The following is a 16,795-nucleotide window of genomic DNA, read 5'->3' as shown; positions in this document are numbered from 1 at the left end:
ATAAAGAAAAAACATTGTTCAATTATTTTACAGCTAGATGCATGGTACAAAGACCAATCCCGTCATTTATTCGAAATTAATATCCGCATCAGCCAGCGCTGGTTGCTTCTGGTCCTTTTCCGAAAGGATTGCATGGGAAGTGGGCCAATCAATCCCCAGTGCAGGGTCATTCCAAAGAATACCACGATCATTTTCAGGTGAAAAATACTCGTCAACTTTATAAAACACCTGGGTATTAGGCACAAGCGTACAGAATCCATGAGCAAAACCTTTAGGGATCAGTAATTGACGCTTATTGTGTTCACTCAAAATCACCCCAACCCATTGACCGAATGTCGGGGAGCTTTTACGAATATCCAGAATAACATCATAGATGGCTCCAGAAATCACACGAATGAGTTTTGTTTGTGCTTTAGGGTCAAGCTGGTAATGCAGGCCACGAATAACTCCGGTCTCTACAGATAATGATTCATTATCCTGAATGAAAGCATGATTAATACCGTTTTCTTTCATAATCTGCTCATTGTAGCTCTCCATAAAATAACCACGATGATCACCATGGATCACGGGTTCAATAATTTTTGCACCTTCCAGTTTCAAAGGGATCACCTTCATAAGTCCGTATCCTCCCTTTTATCTAGAGCTTTAATTTCCCAAATTCTTCGCCAAATACAATATCCTTAGCCAATTCATTAGCTCGTGCAAGTGATGGGTGAGTTCCTGCATCCGTCCACCATCCTTGAAGAACGTCATACGTCAAGGTTCCCTTAGCAATATATGCATTATTAACATCAGTGATCTCAAGTTCTCCACGAGTTGAAGGTTTAAGTGTTTTTACAATTTCAAACACACTGTGATCGAACATATAAATACCTGTTACAGCATAGTTGCTTTTTGGATCTTTAGGTTTTTCTTCAATAGACACAATTCGTTCCCCCTGAAGCTCGGCAACCCCAAAACGATGTGGATCTTGTACCTGCTGAAGAAGAATTTTCGCACCCGTAATTTGATTGCGGAAATTGTCTACAAAAGGCGCAATGTCATCTTCAAATACATTATCACCCAAAATAACAACCATTTGATCATCACTTACAAATTGTTCAGCCAGATCAAGAGCTTGTGCGATCCCGCCTGCCTCATCTTGAACTTTATAAGTGAATGTTACGCCCATCTCACGACCACTGCCGAGAAGGTTAACAACATCACCCATATGATCTTTACCTGTAACAATAAGGATATCTTGAATGTCTGCTTGCTTAAGCTTATATACAGAATGAAAAATCATTGGATATTTACCAACTGGTAATAAATGCTTATTTGTCACTTTGGTTAAGGGGTATAGACGTGAGCCTGTACCTCCCGCGAGAATTATCCCTTTCATAATAAAACCTCCATTAATTCGTTCTAATAATTAATTTCGATAAAACAAAAGTAATTGGAATGGTAACAATAGTAACTATTAACGGAACAAAAATTTCTGGTATGTGAAAAATTTTAACCAAGGCAAATAGCATTAACAAGTTAATCAAATACTGTACAATATATACAATTGGATATTTGATAAAGCTCCTTAAAGAAACCTTTTGTTTAAAAACAAACAAAGCATTTAAAAAAAATGATATAACTATTCCGCACACATATGAAATGCTATAAGAAATCTTATAATCAACGAAGTCAATAAGAGCTAAATAAATACCATAGGTTGCCAGTGTATTTAATCCCCCGCTAATTAGAAATTTAAGAAACTCTTTATTCGTAAGTTTCATCCACAATATATGCAGGGCGCTCTCTACTCTCATCAAGAATCCTCCATAGGTACTCTCCAATTATACCGAGCATAATCATAATGATACCTAATAAAAATGTAATCAGTGCAATAATTGTAGTCCAACCTTGAAGTTCGATCAATCCCACAAGCGCGTTTATAATTATAAAAACACCATATAAAAAACTTAAAACAGCAGTTACAAAACCTATTGCTGACATAAAACGAATAGGTGCATATGAGAAGCTAACAAATGAATCAACAAATAACTTAACCTTTTTAGATAACGTCCATTTAGACGCTCCCAATTTTCTTTCTCGTCTCACATAAGAAACCATTTCCCTCTCATGACCAAGCCAGTAGATCAGACTCATAACATTAGTATTTTTCTCTTTTATGTGTAAAACTTCACGTACCACTTGTTTATCAATCAGTAAAAAATCAAAGCCACCTTTAGGATAGTCTTTTAAAGCCAATTTTTCCAACAGATAATAGTACGTATTGGAGAAGAACTTTTGCGAGAAAGATTCCTCTCTATCTTCCCTAGTTGCCAAAACCACTTTTTTGCCAAATTTCCAATGCTTAATCATTTCTTTGAACAGCTCTGGCGGATCCTGCAAGTCTGCTGCAATAATACCTACGCAGTCCCCCGAAGCATAGTTCAAACCAGCTTGTATGGCAGACATTGAGCCGAAATTCCTACTCAGTTTAATTACTTTTATTCTTGGATCTTTTTCTCTAGCCTCCAATAATAACCTCAAAGAATCATCTTTGGAACCATCATCAACAAAAATAAACTCCAATTCAAACTCTAATAATAATTCCTGTAATTTTAGCAACCTAGGAATAGTGTGAGGAATATTTAATTCATTAAAATAGATAGGCACTACAATAGAAAATTTAGTACGGTCTATATTCATTAATAACCTCCACCACTTTGGTTACTTCTTCTTGTGGCATGACAGGGCTTATAGGAATACTCACAATATGCTTGTGAATTTGTTCTGATATAGGATAAACTTGATCCTCCCACTCACTATATGCTTTTTGTTTATGAGGGGGGATTGGATAATGTATAATAGTTTGAATTTCATTATCACTCATATATTTCATAAAATACGACCGATCTTCTACCTGCACAACAAATACATGCCAAACATGGGATTCAGGTTTCCCTTCTACATAAGGAAGCTTAATATGCGGATTTTTAATAGAATTCATGTAATATTCTGCAATATTACGGCGATAATTGTTATCTTCATCCAAATATTTAAGCTTTTCTTTTAATATAGGAGCCTGAAGCTCATCAAGCCTGCTATTATAACCTTTATATAAATTTTCATATTTTCTATGAGATCCGTAATTCCTAAGTGCAAATAGTTTTTGGTACAGACTCTCATCGTTGGTAGTTATAGCACCGGCATCTCCTAAAGCACCAAGATTTTTACCTGGATAGAAGCTAAATGCTGCTGCATCCCCCAAGTTACCAGCTTTCTTATGATCATATATAGCACCGTGTGATTGTGCGCAATCTTCAATGACTTTCAAATTGTATTTCGCAGCTAGTTGGAGGATCGGTTTCATATTACAAACCTGTCCATAGAGATGGACCACCATAATAGCTCTAGTATTTGGAGTTATTTTTTCTTCAATTTTGGCAGGGTCTAAGTTATACGTTCGGGCATCAGGTTCTACCAATACAGGAACAGATCCGTTAGAAGAAATAGACAAAATAGAGGCAATGTACGTGTTTGAAGGTACAATTACTTCATCTCCAGGACCAATATCATAAGCACGAATAATTAATTCTAGAGCATCTAAACCATTAGCAACACCAAGACAATATTGGGTGCCGCAATATCGAGAAAATTCCTGTTCGAAATCTTTCACTTGTTCCCCAAGAATATACCATCCTGAGTTTAAAACTTGGCTAACACTTTCTTGAATCGCCTTTTCATGACGCAAATTAATTTTTTTCAAATCTAGAAATTGAATCATTTTTACACCTGTCTCTTTGTAAAATATTATTCTCCTTGAATAAGTCCATTAACCAATAAATAGCTTTTTCTACATTTCGGGCAAAGTAATTGTCGATCTAATTTTTCCCCACAATTACAAATATAAGCGCGAAATCTAGCAGGATTACCGTACCATAAAGTATTATTAGGAACATCTTTAGTAACTACAGATCCAGCTCCAATCATAGCATATTTGCCAATTGTATGTCCCGCTACTATAGTAGAATTTGCACCAATTGAAGCCCATTCTCTAACCTTAGTTTTTAAAAATTTGTCTGGATACTGCTTTGATCTAGGCTTTAGATCATTAGTAAAAGTTACATTAGGACCTAAAAAAACATTATCTTCAATAGTTATGCCGTCCCAAATATAAACACCCGATTTAACTGTTACATTATCTCCAAGTGTAACATCATTTTCAATAAAAGTATGATCATTAACGTTACAATTTCGACCAATCACAGCTCCTGGTAATATATGAGAAAAAGCCCATATTCTAGTTTTTTCCCCTATATTATCTGATTCTACAATTGCATGGGGATGTGCAAAATATTTTTTCATGATTTATACACCTCAATAAATGTGTCATAATCCCTAATGTAATCATCTGCCTGGTATAGCTCTGAAGCTAACACTAGCAAAACACAATCAGGTGAGAAATCATACATTTCATGCCAGTCATTAGGTTCTAAAAGCAGCACTTTAGTTGGCGAATCTAATAACACTTCTAATGTGCGCTTGGTATTGTCTAAATGAATTTTACAATTACCGGATACACTTATTAGTGCTTGCCTGGTGCGATAATGAGCATGGAATCCCCTACGTACACCAGGAGCAGTTTCATAAATATAAAAAACACGCTTTGTTTCAAAAGGTATTGTTTTCATAGATTCGATTACAGTTAAAGCTCCTCTTTCATCACCTAGTTCAATTGTATTTATGACTACACTCTCATTTTGTATAGATAAATTATTCCCCATAATATCCTCCATTCATTGAATATTAGCAGATTTCCGAGAACTCAATTATACAATTTCATTATTTTCTAGATAGAAAAATATTAATTAACAAATGAATCAGTTAACTAATTCAATTGTTTTTAAATTGATTACAGAGTTGTTAGGTGGATCCAACCTTAAAGAATTTAAAGAGTTCATTACATTTGGCAATTTAAGATAAACTGAATTATCTCCTTTATTTAAATGCATAAAAGTGCTAAGTTTTTCAGAGTATTCACCATCTTTTGTTCTCAAATAAACTTGCATGTCCCCTTCAACGTTAGATTCAAGTTTAATTAATATATATTTGAACGTATCTCCATTATAAGCATGATCTAATGATAATGATATAAGAGGATCGATTTCTTGAGAATTAAGAGAAAGGCTAGAATTAATAAATTTATATGTCAAGGTTGGTGAGCTTTCTAACTTAGTTTTTTGAAAATCCATCCTATAAATTGTTGAATTGAACGTAATTTCTTTCTCATCTTGGAACACAGTAATCTTATAATTATCCATATCTTCAGACAAGTTAACTATGATCAGTCCTTTCATCAAAGCAATTGATTCACGATCAGGCCAGGTAGGCATTTTTATTGATTCTTTTAATGCTGTTTCAATCTCTTGATCAGTTGGAAATTTATAATCATATCCTAAAGAGCGCATAAAATTAGATATTCTAACTTGATTACCATCATCCCATTCAAAAAAAGAATATCCCAGAACTTCTTGTTTTATTATATCTTTTCTAGTGGGATGCTTATGACTTCCCACATAAACTACAGGTTCTAAAGGAAAATCACCTAAATTCAGATCTTGGATGCGGCCACCAATTTGATTTGCTAGTTTAACATCTTCCTGATATCTGTTGTAATCACCAAAGAAAAGTTGTGAAACAGAAATAGATTGGTAGAAACTCAAATATATTACGCAAATAATAATAAATTTACCAAAAATTCTATTTGATATAGTTACATAAAGTAACAACCAAACACTTGCAATAAATAAAGGTAAGACAATATTAACTCTAATCTGGAGTGGATACCCAAGTAGTAAAGACATTAGAAATGGACACGTTACAAATATTAAAGAAAAAAGAAGCATAGATAGACCTGTATTTCTTAAAGCTTTATTCATTATTACTCTTATAAAATAGATCACTATTATCAAGAATATGATCAGCATGCTTGGAAGTATAATTGCACTCCCATATATCACCTTTCCAAAGATAAGTTGCTCAAAATGATGAATCAGTTCTCTTAGAATCACTCCTGAATCCTGTTTTCCCCAGAGAAAAAAATTAGAAATATAGGCTGATGGCGGTATGAATGCACCTACAATTTTATCAATAATTTTATAAATCACTAAGCTAATCAAAAGTATTATTCCGTATTTTATTAACATTTTTATAGACTGTAACAATGATATGTTGATTTTTTGAATATACAATGAATTCAAGTGAATTAGAGTGATTAATAGTACGCCACATATGATTACTGGTATAAAAGATTGGTAAATAGAAGTTGCAAATACAACAAGAAATATGGATATAATTACATAATAATTATTGGCGTGAAAGATTACCCATCTTGTAGTTAATAAAGTAGCGATTGAAATCATTATCCATCCAATTCCTAACTCTATACTCATCATAGAGAAGCCAATATTTTCAGCATAAGAAGGAAAAGTAACGAACAGTAAAGAAACTATAACTCCTGTTAAATTTTGTTTTTTATAGCTTTCTTTTATTTTTAGTTCACTAAACATATATGACCAAAGTATAGCTGTAACAATTAGTAAAACGACTGCTAAATATGTGTTTGTTACAGAATTTCCTTGTTGGTAATGTAATAATAGTTTGATAAGGGAGATTCCATAGCGACCTTGATCACTCCAAATCGAGATGTTTCTATCTCCTCTAAACATTGCTTTTTCTTCATCTATAGATAGTGTGTAGTGAGTAAGTGGAAATCCATATGCAAGCAAAGAAAAGAATATTAAAACTAAACACATTAGCTTATTATTTTTTAAATAAAAAATTAATGAATTATATTCATTTTTCAATTCTGAAAAGGCCCTTGTTAATTCAAGCATTATAATTAATCTCCTTAAATAAGTAATTTAACTTGTTTGAACTCTGAATCTTTTTATAAAACTAAAGCTAACTAAGCCTATCAATATCATTAGCCCAAAACAAGAAATAATTACTCCTGTATATAATCCTGGAGGGACATATGACATTTCTATTTTATGACTTCCTGCTGGAACTTCTATACCTATAAACCCTAAATTAACTTTAAATAATTGGGATGCCGTTCCATCTATTTTGATATTCCATCCCTCATCATAAGGTATAGATAAGAACAGCAATTTATTTTTATTTAAATTAATATTTCCTATTATCCGATTATTGGTTAAGGTCTCTACTTTCATAGAATCTTTTTTCAAAACATTTATATAGTCTGTGTAGTTAGGATCAATATCTTTTTTGTATACCGAAAATGATTTAATTGTATAATTTCCCGGGCTATTAGATATATCTAGCCGAATATTTGATATATTTGGAATAAATCCCAAGTCTATTGCATAAGTTTTATCACCAGGTTTTAAATTAAATTTTTTTGAACTTGCCTCATTGAATTGAGTAGTCTTGCTCCAAAAAATTTGTCCTTCAGTAGACTGATTGGAAGAAACATCGAATTTAATTCTAAAAAAACCAGAATGGCTCTGTTTTAAACTCATAATTATATTAGGATCCGTATTAGTAGCTTCAATATTTAAAAGTTTAGGAAATTTGTTTTCATAAACTTTTAGATTACTACTTCCTTTCAGAGCAGTTTGTAATTTCTTTTCTGTTGTTTGTGTTTGCTGGATATTTCGCCTATCTAGATGTACCATATTCTTTGACAACACATTATTTGGCTCAATAACTGCCCCCCGTAGCATAACCAAATCTCGTTGAAAATTATTTAATTTCATAAACTCTTCCGTTGTTACGAAATTATCATAGGTGATTCCCAAAGGTAACCAGTATTCGTTCTCATACACCTGTATATCGTGTATTCTTTTCTTGAACCTATAACCAAATGGTATAGTAGTATTATCATCTTTAGTTAAATAATACTTTTGACTAAACAAATTCTCTAGGTATAGTCTATTGTTTAAACCATTAATCAAAAGAGTCCCCATTCCTAAGTTAATATCCATTTTTTGTAAGAAATTTATATATGAGGGTGAATTCAAAGAATTATAACTATTAAAACCATTATATTGCTGTATTAAAGCATCATTTAAATGTACTGAAGAATATGCTTTTTTTATTCTATAAAATGAATTATCATTTACTTTGATGTTTTCTATTACCCTCTTGGTCCAATCGAAATATCCCTGATTATTTTGAATGGAATTGGAACCCACAGTTGGTCTGTTATTTATAGTACTATACGAATTGATCAATAATTCAGCAATGAGTAATATAGCAAAAGAAAATTTAATATAGGCAAGTTTCTGCGTTTTATTAACGAATGATAACAGTATGGTATAAACTAACAAGAACAACAAACTGATTATTATAAAATAGTTAGGAGTCCCACTTAAATTCCACTTCATTATGTTAATCGAAAAGTTATACGCTAACAAACCGAGTAACAATAATACTATAAAAGATGAATACAACAATTTGATGTTTAGGCGGCCTTTTTCTATGATTTTATCAAAAGCAAAAACAGAAAAAAATATATTAAAAAATACGATGACAAATGTCCAACGGTAATACACCTTACTGAAAGCATTTAACATAGCAGAGAAAAATGGAAATACCAAGAAAATAATTATGATTCCATACAAAATTATTACAGGTACTGAATACTTTTTCGGATAAAGAGAAAGAAACTGAGGCACCAGTAATAAGCAAGCTATACTTGAATATAAGATGGGGGCATCATAATAAAATATTACTCCTAAAAATTCACTACCAATACCTAAAGTATTATTTGAGAACAAACGAAAGTATGCGGATAAGTAATAAGTCAAAGAATCAAAAATAGAAGGTAGAGTTCCTCCATTGACTCTTGGACTTAATAAAACATATTTTATCGTAGGTATTAAGATGAATCCTCCGAGCATAATTCCAATTAAATAATATAATATTGTTTTGAAGGCTAATACAAAATAGCCCTTCCAAGTTTTATTTGAAAGAGTTAAATAACGTAAAGTAGCATAAATCAGTAAAAATATAGACATTATAAAAAGGAAATAATAAGAAAAAATCGCAATCAAAAAAACAGAGAATATAAACATTTTTTTATAATTGTTAACTAATAGTCTTTCGAACGATAAAATCAATAATGGAAAATATATCATCACACTGGCAAATTGATAATGTTGCCCCCATAAAATCATATACCCATTTAGCCCGAATAAAATTGTACCTATAATAGAGGAAAAGAAACTAATATTAAAACGCAAAATCAATTTATAAAATATCACAGCAGAAATTAATATTTTGATTATTGCCAAGTATCCAAAACCATATGCAAAATTATCAACATTTATAAACAAGAGTAGATAGTTTAAAGGATCTCCAATAAAAATATTGGATGTATACATATCCATTCCCATCCCCATATTAAAAGACCAAAATGGAAGTTCTCCTTGCTTCAATGTATACATTAGATTACTTAACATTGGCCAATAGCTATTTATAGTATCAGCTCCAGAATCAGTATATACATACAATTTAGAGAAAGAGAGAAAATTCCAATACAAAAAAATACATACGGCTCCCAGAATAATAAAAATAATATATATAGCTTTAGATTCATTCTCCTTTAACTTCTCCAATTATCTATTCTCCTTTCTCTATCACAAAGACGTGTTATCATTTTGAGAAATCAGTCTTTTACAAAGAATTACTCTTTCTCCGATTTACTTAAGAGAAAGAGTAATATTATCTTATTTTTTAAATTTTAATAAAACATAAATCATTTTCTTTCCAAGCTTCAAAACCCATTTTTCTTTGACTCTTAATCTCTCAAGAACCTTCCATCCTATGGAGTTTTTCATAGCTTTTATTTGTTGTTCAAGTTCATCAATCTGATTGAAATATTCATTAAATGATTTTCCTTCGTCCACTGGGAGGTAATACCTCAACGAAGTCAATACATCTTTGTTTTTAAATGAAACTCTTTCCCTCACTTCAGCACCTGCAAAAGAAATTTCATTATATAAGTCAACATACTGTTGCACCATTTCTTGTTTTGTTTTAAATTTATGTTTTTCAATGTTATCTTTTATGTTATTCCATTCATATACATCACCACTAATAATTTCATCAAGCTTCTCTATTATCGCTTGAATATTAACGGAAGGTGTGATCCATCCTCCCTTAACATGCTCAACTCGTTCTTTTAAAGCTCCCATTGGTGTAACCAAAACTGGTATATTATGAAGCCAGGCTTCTGAAAGTGTATAAGAAAAGGTTTCTGGCCACGGAGATAAAAGGCATACTAAATCAAGTTCTTTGTCTTTAAGGACATTGCTTAACTCATGTCTTTTATATTCTCCGTGTTTATAAACATTATCTAGACTTAACATATTTAGTCGCTGATCACCTAAACCACCAATTAAATGCCATATAATATTTTTTCTGGGGTATTTCGTGATTAATTTATAAATCAAATCACTACCTTTATTAGGTGCAAGCCCTCCTAAAAATCCAACATTCCATTTTTTATTTTCTTTTTTATCTGATTTCTCATATGAAATTTCAGAACCTGTTAAATTATTCTCAATAGTGACTCCATGTTCAATAGCAGAAATTCTGCTTTCTAATGAAGGAAAGTACTTTATAAATAAATCTTTTGAAAAATCACAAGGTGTAATAAATTGGTCTACTTTACTAATCATCTCTTCAACTTTTTCTCTCCATTTCTTTATAAATGGAGTATGAAATCCATAAGCAACTCTTAAGGAAGAATTGAATTTGTCTTCTTCATTTCCACTCTCTAGAATGTACTTATTATTCTCATCTAACAAATTCACCTTAGGACTGAATAAATAGTAATCATGCAAAGTAAAAATTACTGGTATATTAAATTTATGAGCAATATGAGGGATATCAAAAGAATGCCTGATCAAATGGTGTATATGCACAAGGCTAATCTCAAACGTCCCCAAAATTTTTTCTACAATTTCACTATATTCTTGATGATGAAAATGTTGTATAGAGATAGAATCACGTAAAGGAAAATGATACTTTGCAATAAAATCACCCTTAAGATACTGCTTTAGCACCAACTCATTTCCATTCGTCACTAATACAAAAGCGTAATAATCCTCTAACTCCGAAACAATATCCTTAACATGATACTCTGTCCCACCAATTGGCTGAGTATAGCTCTCGTCAAAGAAATTGTGAAGAACATAAAGTATATTGCCGCGGGTTTTGTAAGAATCAACATAATGTGGTAATCTAATGTTTACATTCTCATGTATACGTTTCAATGGATTTTTAACAATAAAATCATGAACATTTTTATCGTAATAAGGATATCTGGCATTTAAAGTTTTTAAATTTTTGTTTAGTAAGGCCAGTTTGTCGCCTTTAAAAGACATAGAGCCTTTATGGTATATAAATGTGTGATCATCAAGAACATTTTTATAACCATGCTCAATTACTCTGCAACAAAAATCATTTTCTTCTGCGTATCCCTTTCCAAATGTTTCCTGATCAAACAATCCGACTTCATCGATGATCACTCTTTTGATATACATGCAAAAACCAACCGCTGTAGGTATTTCAGGATATTCTTTTAGAGAGATATTCTCAATAAAATGTGCAAAACTTTCAACTGTATAACCCTCTGGAATTGAGTTATCCTCTAAAAACTTTGGAACAGAGCAAATACTTCCATTGTTTGTTAGCGGTGTAACTGTTGCAATAGATTTATCTGAATATGCCACCTCTTTTATCTTTTCCAACCATCCAGCGGTAACGACCGTATCACTATTCAACAGTACTACATCCTCCTGTGAGAAGGACATACCTCTGTTAACCGTACCTACAAAACCTAGATTTTCTTCATTTTGCAGGATAATTAAACCTTCCTGTTTATCTAAGGTATCAAGATATTCATTCACCTTAGGATCTGGACTACAGTCATTAATAATTACAACTCTATTTTCTTTTAAATTAGTATAACGGAATAATGACTGTACACATTCTTCTAGCTCTTCTGGTGCATTATACACGGGAATGATAATATCACAGGATCGCACTTCCATTTTTAATTCTCACCTTTTTCTGAATTCTTGAAAAGCTCTAACTATAGGATTCTGATTTAGTTTTTCTTGCAAGCTCGCAATAAGCTGTTCATGCTGCACCAACTGCGCTTTCAAGTCTGCAAGTGTTTGTTCTTTTTGTGAGATATCCTCTTGTAAAACCGCTAAATGCTCATCTTTTTCTTTTATTGAATCATGGCACAAGGAGATATATCGATTATTCTCCTCTAATTGCCCATCTTTTTCAGTAATTGTAGCATGACAATGCTTAATATATTCAGTATTTTTCAATAGTTCCTTGTCTTTCTCGGCTACCACCTTATGACAATGCTCTATATATTCGAGGTTTTGTGTCAGTTGTTGATCTTTTTCCTGAATTGCGGCTTCGTAATTCGCGATTACTTTTTGGCATTTTCCATACTCAATTCTAACCTCTTCATCAGTCATTTCAACTACTTTACTCTCATAAACAGACAAATTAACTTCATTATTCTGGAGAATATCCAGCGAGATAGTCAATAGATTATTACTTTGCACAACAAAGTCATCATTAATAAAATCAGTTTCATCTATTTGAAGTTGTAAATTACTCAACAAAAACAGAGACATGTAATTAAAAAGCGATTCTTGCTTATACCCTTCAATGGTGGCCTCAAAAAACTCATGAACTATTCTTTGTGTGATTTCATTTTCCACAAAAAAATGATAAAAGCTCGCTTCACATGAAAGACCACGGAACAAATTTAATTCATATAGTAAATAAAAATAATAAAAACTAAATCTAAACGGATCTAGAAAATAGCTTTTAGACGGAGTACTGAATTCAAAATCAATGAGTTTAAGTTCCCCCTCATCTATTAAAATATTTGATGGGGTTAAATCAAAATGTACCATTTTTGTTGGCTGATTGATTTCCTTGTAATCCTCAACTATCTTATTTAATTCTTTAAGATTGATATCGGATAAACCTAATAAAGAAGTTAAAGCATTATAGTTTTCTAGTGCTCTGTGTGCATAGTTACTGTTCTCATCCACTTCTAGAATCGGCATCTCTATGCTTCCAAAGTCGTTCAATAATATTCCGGTGTTACGAAAATCTGAGCGAATCTGGGCAATAACATCGTCCAAGGCTCTTAAAGATAGTTTATTGACCGTCCTTTGCAATCTCGACTTAAGGGAAATGCCTGGCTTAAATTCTTCAAATGAGACATACCGATTGTTTATTCTTAACAAATCAAAAGGTTGAGGAGCACGACCCCAACCACTAATTTTATCAAGAATCTTATATTCTCCAACGATCTTCTCCTGGCGTCCCTTACTATCCCTTAAAAATTTAGCGACTAGGGTAGGATTGGTTTCGTAGTTTTTAAAAATAAGTATTGTGCATTTTCCATGAGTGATCTTTTTCCCTTGAGGATTAGATAATAAAAGAAATTGGAGATTAGAGGGTTTAACCTCAAAGAATTGATTCCAATTTGTTTCTAGATAATTTTTAATCTGAGGTATCATTAGTTCTCCTCCTTACGAGCAAAGATACTATAAGAAGCAGGAAATGGACTTAACTGTTCATATTCGATTAGAAACTTCTCCAAATCATTTACCCGTTCACTAATTGAAGAGCTGGATTTTGTGTAACGTAAAAATTCGACTAAATAGCTCGATACGTTTTTTTCGGACAGATTGTACAAAAATTCAATTCTTTTGTAATCTGGATGCGGATAAAAAAAGTCAATGTTACTGAAGCCTGAAACCTCCAACAGTTGCTGATAGCCCTGTTTTGTGTACGTATAGGTGCTATATTCATTTTTATTCCACTTTAAATTCATTTCGTTGGCTTCTTCTCTGCTCAAATAACTAATGTATTTAATGCCTGTATGATCGTCAGGTTCGCCAAGCAAATATTTTAGCCCTAGAGCGTTTTCAATCCCAATGTATAGATAGCCTCCAGGTTTGAGTAAACTGTAGGCTATTCTTAAAGCCTCTTTCTGTCTTTCTTGTGGGTTCTGTCCCAGATCATTAAGTCCAACCCACTCTAAAACTCCATTAAAGGAAACTAAGTCAAAACTCTCCTTTTTAAAAGGATGCTTAAATATGTCTGCGTGAATAACCGTAATATTTTCTATATTTTCTTGCTTTGCTCTGGTAGACAGAAATTGAAGACGGTCCAAGGTTCCATCCAATGAAACAACATGTTTAATATTACGTGCAAGCGGGACTGAAATAGTCCCCCATCCCGCACCAATGTCCAATGCAACTGAATCTTCTGTCAATGGCAATAGATACTGCCAGTCTGCTCTGGATTCATCCGTAATGATGTTAAATAGAAATGGATTATCATAAAAATTCTCTTTAACAGCCGTTCTCCACCCTTTAGAGATACATTCAGCAACTAGTTTACTCATCCGCTTATTATCCAAATCAGAATAATAGTGGCCGCTTTCAGAACATAAGTAAATCCCTTCATGTATAGGATAGATTTGTTTGAATAAATCATTCATAAGATCACTCCGAGCTCTCTAAAGTTAAGTTATTCATTACTTTTCTTACGTGTATTTCAACTTTAGGATCTACAAGGCCGGCTGCTTTTTTGGTTTCTGCGACTTTAAAAGTTAAAACATCATATCTTCTGTCCATTACTACGATGTTATCATCAACTAATTCAATAAATCCCAAAGATACTACATAATCTCCTGCATTTAATATTGTATTTTGAGTAAAGACGACATTTAAAATATCATTTTTCTTATAATTTTTTAAATCTAAACCCTCAAAACTGGTATTCGTTCCGGTTATTTCGACCCCTGAAACAGTTTTAATCGTATAGGCAGCAAGAGAAGAATAAGTATCCTTGTAATACTGGAGTTTAAGGGAGATTGTTATTTTTTCCCCATGCCTGTATATTCTCGATTTATTCCCGTCTTCGCCATCTAACCTAAAGGATATAATCTTCCCTTCCCCATTGCCGTATCTATACTCTGAAGGAACTTGTTCGCTATCCAACAATTTTGATTCACCCAAAATAGGGATATCTTTACCTTTTTCTGCTGGCTTAGTGCCTCTCACTCCATTTTCCATCTCAGCAATTAGCTTAGTGTATACATTTATGACATGATTCGGGTGTCCCTGCTCGATAAGTTCCCCTTTATAAATTAGAACCGCTTCATCACAAAATTGTTTAACTAGTCCCAAACTGTGAGTTACGAACAATATAGTGACGCCCTTTTCTTTTAGTTCCTCGAACTTTCTAAAGCATTTTCTTTGAAAACTCTCATCTCCTACTGCGAGCGCCTCATCAACAATTAGAATATCAGGGTCCACATTGATGGCAACCGCAAATGCCAATCTCACATACATACCACTGCTGTATGTTTTAACTGATCTATCAATAAAGTCACCAATTTGAGCAAATTCAATAATTTCATCTATTTTCATTTCAATTTCTTTCTTCTCTACTCCTAGTATGGAAGCATATAAAAATATATTTTCTCTCCCAGTATAATCCGGATTAAACCCCGCACCAAGCTCTAGAAGTGCAGATATTCTGCCTTTAACGTTAAAAAATCCAGATGTAGGCTGCAGAATTCCTGTGAGGATCTGAAGAAGTGTACTTTTTCCGGAACCATTAGGACCAACTATACCGCATGTTTTTCCTTTTTCCACTTTAAAAGAGATTCCTTTCAAAGCGTTTATTTCAGTATTTTTTTTTCCTAAATTGAAGATCTCAAGCAATTTATGATAAGGCTTATTGTATACTTTATATGTCTTCGTTATATTTCCAATTTCTATTGCCAAGTCGTTTTTCATCATAGTACATCAACAAATCCTTTTTTCGATTTTTGGAATATATATTGCCCCAAACAAAACACTATAATTGAAAATGTATAAAGATAAATAAGTTCACCGTCCTCAATGAACTGTAATTTAAACAAAGCATCTCTTATTCCTTGTACAACATGTATTAACGGATTCCAGAAAAACCAACCTTGGAATTTTTGTGGTACAACATGTATAGGATATATAATTGCGCTAGCATAAAAAACAATATTTAAAACTACACTTACGATCTGTCCCAAATCTCTAAAGAAAACATTTAAACTGGCACATAACCAGCAGAATCCAAGAGTAAACAACACCAAAGGGAATATATATACCAATACATACAGTAACGAAAGGCCCGAGACATGTTGACCTAAGAAAAACATACCGCAAATTAATATTAGAAAACCGATTAGAAAATTCACCGCGTTAGAAAGCAACAAAGAAATCGGCAAAATTTCAGAAGGAAATACTGTTTTCTTAATTAAGTTACTATTATCAAGCACAACTGAGGTAGCGCGGCTAAGAGTTTCTGAAAAGAAAATCCATGGGAGTAACCCTGCGAACATCCAAAGTGTAAAGTTATTGGTTCCTAATTCCATACCCACTCTCATCTTTAACATCCATGAGAAGACTAGTGAGTAGACTGCAAGAGTTGTCAACGGGTGGATGATTGACCACAGGAAACCCATCATGGAACCTTGATAGCGATTTTTTAGATCCTTAACCATAAAATTTTTAATAAGATATTTATGGTGAAAAATACTTTTTAGTGTTGTTCTTAAATACATACTCAATATCTCTTCTTCCTATAATTAAGTTTTTAACTAAACAACCGAATATCCCCTTGATATACTGCTAGTTGGTTCCATCGCGTCATTATGCTAAAATATTGACGTATCTACAAGAAAAGGAGA

Annotated in this window: 14 protein-coding genes; all 14 read right to left on the bottom strand. The window is 32.7% G+C overall.

The window, feature by feature from the left end; all coding sequences use genetic code 11:
- Nucleotides 1-66 precede the first annotated feature (66 nt).
- The 14 genes from rfbC to L696_RS0113890 all read right to left on the bottom strand — a co-directional run bounded on the left by rfbC (nt 67) and on the right by L696_RS0113890 (nt 16,669).
- Nucleotides 67-615 carry a dTDP-4-dehydrorhamnose 3,5-epimerase gene (gene rfbC / locus L696_RS0113955; RefSeq protein WP_025684190.1) on the bottom strand — a complete coding sequence of 183 codons (549 nt, stop codon included), beginning with the start codon at nt 613-615 and terminating at the stop codon, nt 67-69.
- Nucleotides 616-637: 22 nt separating this feature from the next.
- Nucleotides 638-1,381: a sugar phosphate nucleotidyltransferase gene (locus L696_RS0113950; RefSeq protein WP_025684189.1), complete on the bottom strand. Its 744-nt coding sequence runs from the start codon at nt 1,379-1,381 to the stop codon at nt 638-640.
- A 13-nt stretch (nt 1,382-1,394) separates the two neighbouring features.
- The gene (locus L696_RS0113945) at nt 1,395-1,766 is read right to left on the bottom strand and encodes a GtrA family protein (RefSeq protein ID WP_049827385.1); all 372 of its coding nucleotides are present in this window, start codon (nt 1,764-1,766) and stop codon (nt 1,395-1,397) included.
- Nucleotides 1,750-2,685 (bottom strand): glycosyltransferase family 2 protein, encoded by a 936-nt coding sequence (locus L696_RS0113940; protein ID WP_049827384.1) that lies wholly within the window; start codon nt 2,683-2,685, stop codon nt 1,750-1,752. The genes L696_RS0113945 and L696_RS0113940 overlap by 17 nt, the downstream gene beginning before the upstream one ends.
- Nucleotides 2,666-3,763 carry a DegT/DnrJ/EryC1/StrS family aminotransferase gene (locus tag L696_RS0113935; RefSeq protein ID WP_025684186.1) on the bottom strand — a complete coding sequence of 366 codons (1,098 nt, stop codon included), beginning with the start codon at nt 3,761-3,763 and terminating at the stop codon, nt 2,666-2,668. Before L696_RS0113935 ends, L696_RS0113940 begins: the two co-directional genes overlap by 20 nt.
- 26 nt (nt 3,764-3,789) lie before the next feature.
- Nucleotides 3,790-4,344 carry an acyltransferase gene (locus tag L696_RS0113930; protein WP_025684185.1) on the bottom strand — a complete coding sequence of 185 codons (555 nt, stop codon included), beginning with the start codon at nt 4,342-4,344 and terminating at the stop codon, nt 3,790-3,792.
- Nucleotides 4,341-4,763, bottom strand: a complete 423-nt coding sequence (locus tag L696_RS0113925) for a sugar 3,4-ketoisomerase (RefSeq protein ID WP_025684184.1) — start codon at nt 4,761-4,763, stop codon at nt 4,341-4,343. The genes L696_RS0113930 and L696_RS0113925 overlap by 4 nt, the downstream gene beginning before the upstream one ends.
- A 96-nt stretch (nt 4,764-4,859) precedes the next feature.
- A complete protein-coding gene (locus L696_RS0113920) occupies nt 4,860-6,875 on the bottom strand; it encodes a glucosyltransferase domain-containing protein (protein WP_025684183.1) in 2,016 nt (671 codons plus the stop codon).
- Nucleotides 6,876-6,902: 27 nt separating this feature from the next.
- Entirely contained in the window at nt 6,903-9,623 is a 2,721-nt protein-coding gene (locus L696_RS0113915) for a YfhO family protein (RefSeq protein ID WP_025684182.1), read from the bottom strand.
- Between the two features lie 111 nt (nt 9,624-9,734).
- The gene (locus tag L696_RS0113910) at nt 9,735-12,065 is read right to left on the bottom strand and encodes a glycosyltransferase (protein WP_025684181.1); all 2,331 of its coding nucleotides are present in this window, start codon (nt 12,063-12,065) and stop codon (nt 9,735-9,737) included.
- A 9-nt stretch (nt 12,066-12,074) separates the two neighbouring features.
- Nucleotides 12,075-13,571, bottom strand: a complete 1,497-nt coding sequence (locus L696_RS0113905; RefSeq protein WP_025684180.1) for a hypothetical protein — start codon at nt 13,569-13,571, stop codon at nt 12,075-12,077.
- Nucleotides 13,571-14,560, bottom strand: a complete 990-nt coding sequence (locus tag L696_RS0113900) for a class I SAM-dependent methyltransferase (RefSeq protein ID WP_025684179.1) — start codon at nt 14,558-14,560, stop codon at nt 13,571-13,573. Before L696_RS0113900 ends, L696_RS0113905 begins: the two co-directional genes overlap by 1 nt.
- A gap of 4 nt (nt 14,561-14,564) precedes the next feature.
- On the bottom strand, nt 14,565-15,869 hold the full coding sequence (locus tag L696_RS0113895; protein ID WP_049827382.1) for an ABC transporter ATP-binding protein: 1,305 nt from the start codon (nt 15,867-15,869) through the stop codon (nt 14,565-14,567).
- Nucleotides 15,866-16,669 carry an ABC transporter permease gene (locus tag L696_RS0113890; RefSeq protein WP_025684177.1) on the bottom strand — a complete coding sequence of 268 codons (804 nt, stop codon included), beginning with the start codon at nt 16,667-16,669 and terminating at the stop codon, nt 15,866-15,868. Before L696_RS0113890 ends, L696_RS0113895 begins: the two co-directional genes overlap by 4 nt.
- Between the last annotated feature and the right edge of the window lie 126 nt (nt 16,670-16,795).

Origin of the sequence: Paenibacillus maysiensis (assembly GCF_000520815.1) — a bacterium.
Classification (GTDB): Bacteria; Bacillota; Bacilli; order Paenibacillales; family Paenibacillaceae; genus Paenibacillus; species Paenibacillus maysiensis.
The sequence above is the reverse complement of the archived record's forward strand: the minus strand, read 5'-3'. Positions and strand labels throughout refer to the sequence as shown.

Bases quoted from the DNA above. Each gene is read 5' to 3' on its own strand.
- L696_RS0113925 (WP_025684184.1), bottom strand. From the start codon at position 4,763: ATGGGGAATAATTTATCTATACAAAATGAGAGTGTAGTCATAAATACA.
- L696_RS0113895 (WP_049827382.1), bottom strand. From the start codon at position 15,869: ATGATGAAAAACGACTTGGCAATAGAAATTGGAAATATAACGAAGACA.
- rfbC (WP_025684190.1), bottom strand. From the start codon at position 615: ATGAAGGTGATCCCTTTGAAACTGGAAGGTGCAAAAATTATTGAACCC.
- L696_RS0113900 (WP_025684179.1), bottom strand. From the start codon at position 14,560: ATGAATGATTTATTCAAACAAATCTATCCTATACATGAAGGGATTTAC.
- L696_RS0113920 (WP_025684183.1), bottom strand. From the start codon at position 6,875: ATGCTTGAATTAACAAGGGCCTTTTCAGAATTGAAAAATGAATATAAT.
- L696_RS0113945 (WP_049827385.1), bottom strand. From the start codon at position 1,766: ATGAAACTTACGAATAAAGAGTTTCTTAAATTTCTAATTAGCGGGGGA.
- L696_RS0113930 (WP_025684185.1), bottom strand. From the start codon at position 4,344: ATGAAAAAATATTTTGCACATCCCCATGCAATTGTAGAATCAGATAAT.
- L696_RS0113910 (WP_025684181.1), bottom strand. From the start codon at position 12,065: ATGGAAGTGCGATCCTGTGATATTATCATTCCCGTGTATAATGCACCA.
- L696_RS0113935 (WP_025684186.1), bottom strand. From the start codon at position 3,763: ATGATTCAATTTCTAGATTTGAAAAAAATTAATTTGCGTCATGAAAAG.
- L696_RS0113890 (WP_025684177.1), bottom strand. From the start codon at position 16,669: ATGTATTTAAGAACAACACTAAAAAGTATTTTTCACCATAAATATCTT.
- L696_RS0113940 (WP_049827384.1), bottom strand. From the start codon at position 2,685: ATGAATATAGACCGTACTAAATTTTCTATTGTAGTGCCTATCTATTTT.
- L696_RS0113905 (WP_025684180.1), bottom strand. From the start codon at position 13,571: ATGATACCTCAGATTAAAAATTATCTAGAAACAAATTGGAATCAATTC.
- L696_RS0113950 (WP_025684189.1), bottom strand. From the start codon at position 1,381: ATGAAAGGGATAATTCTCGCGGGAGGTACAGGCTCACGTCTATACCCC.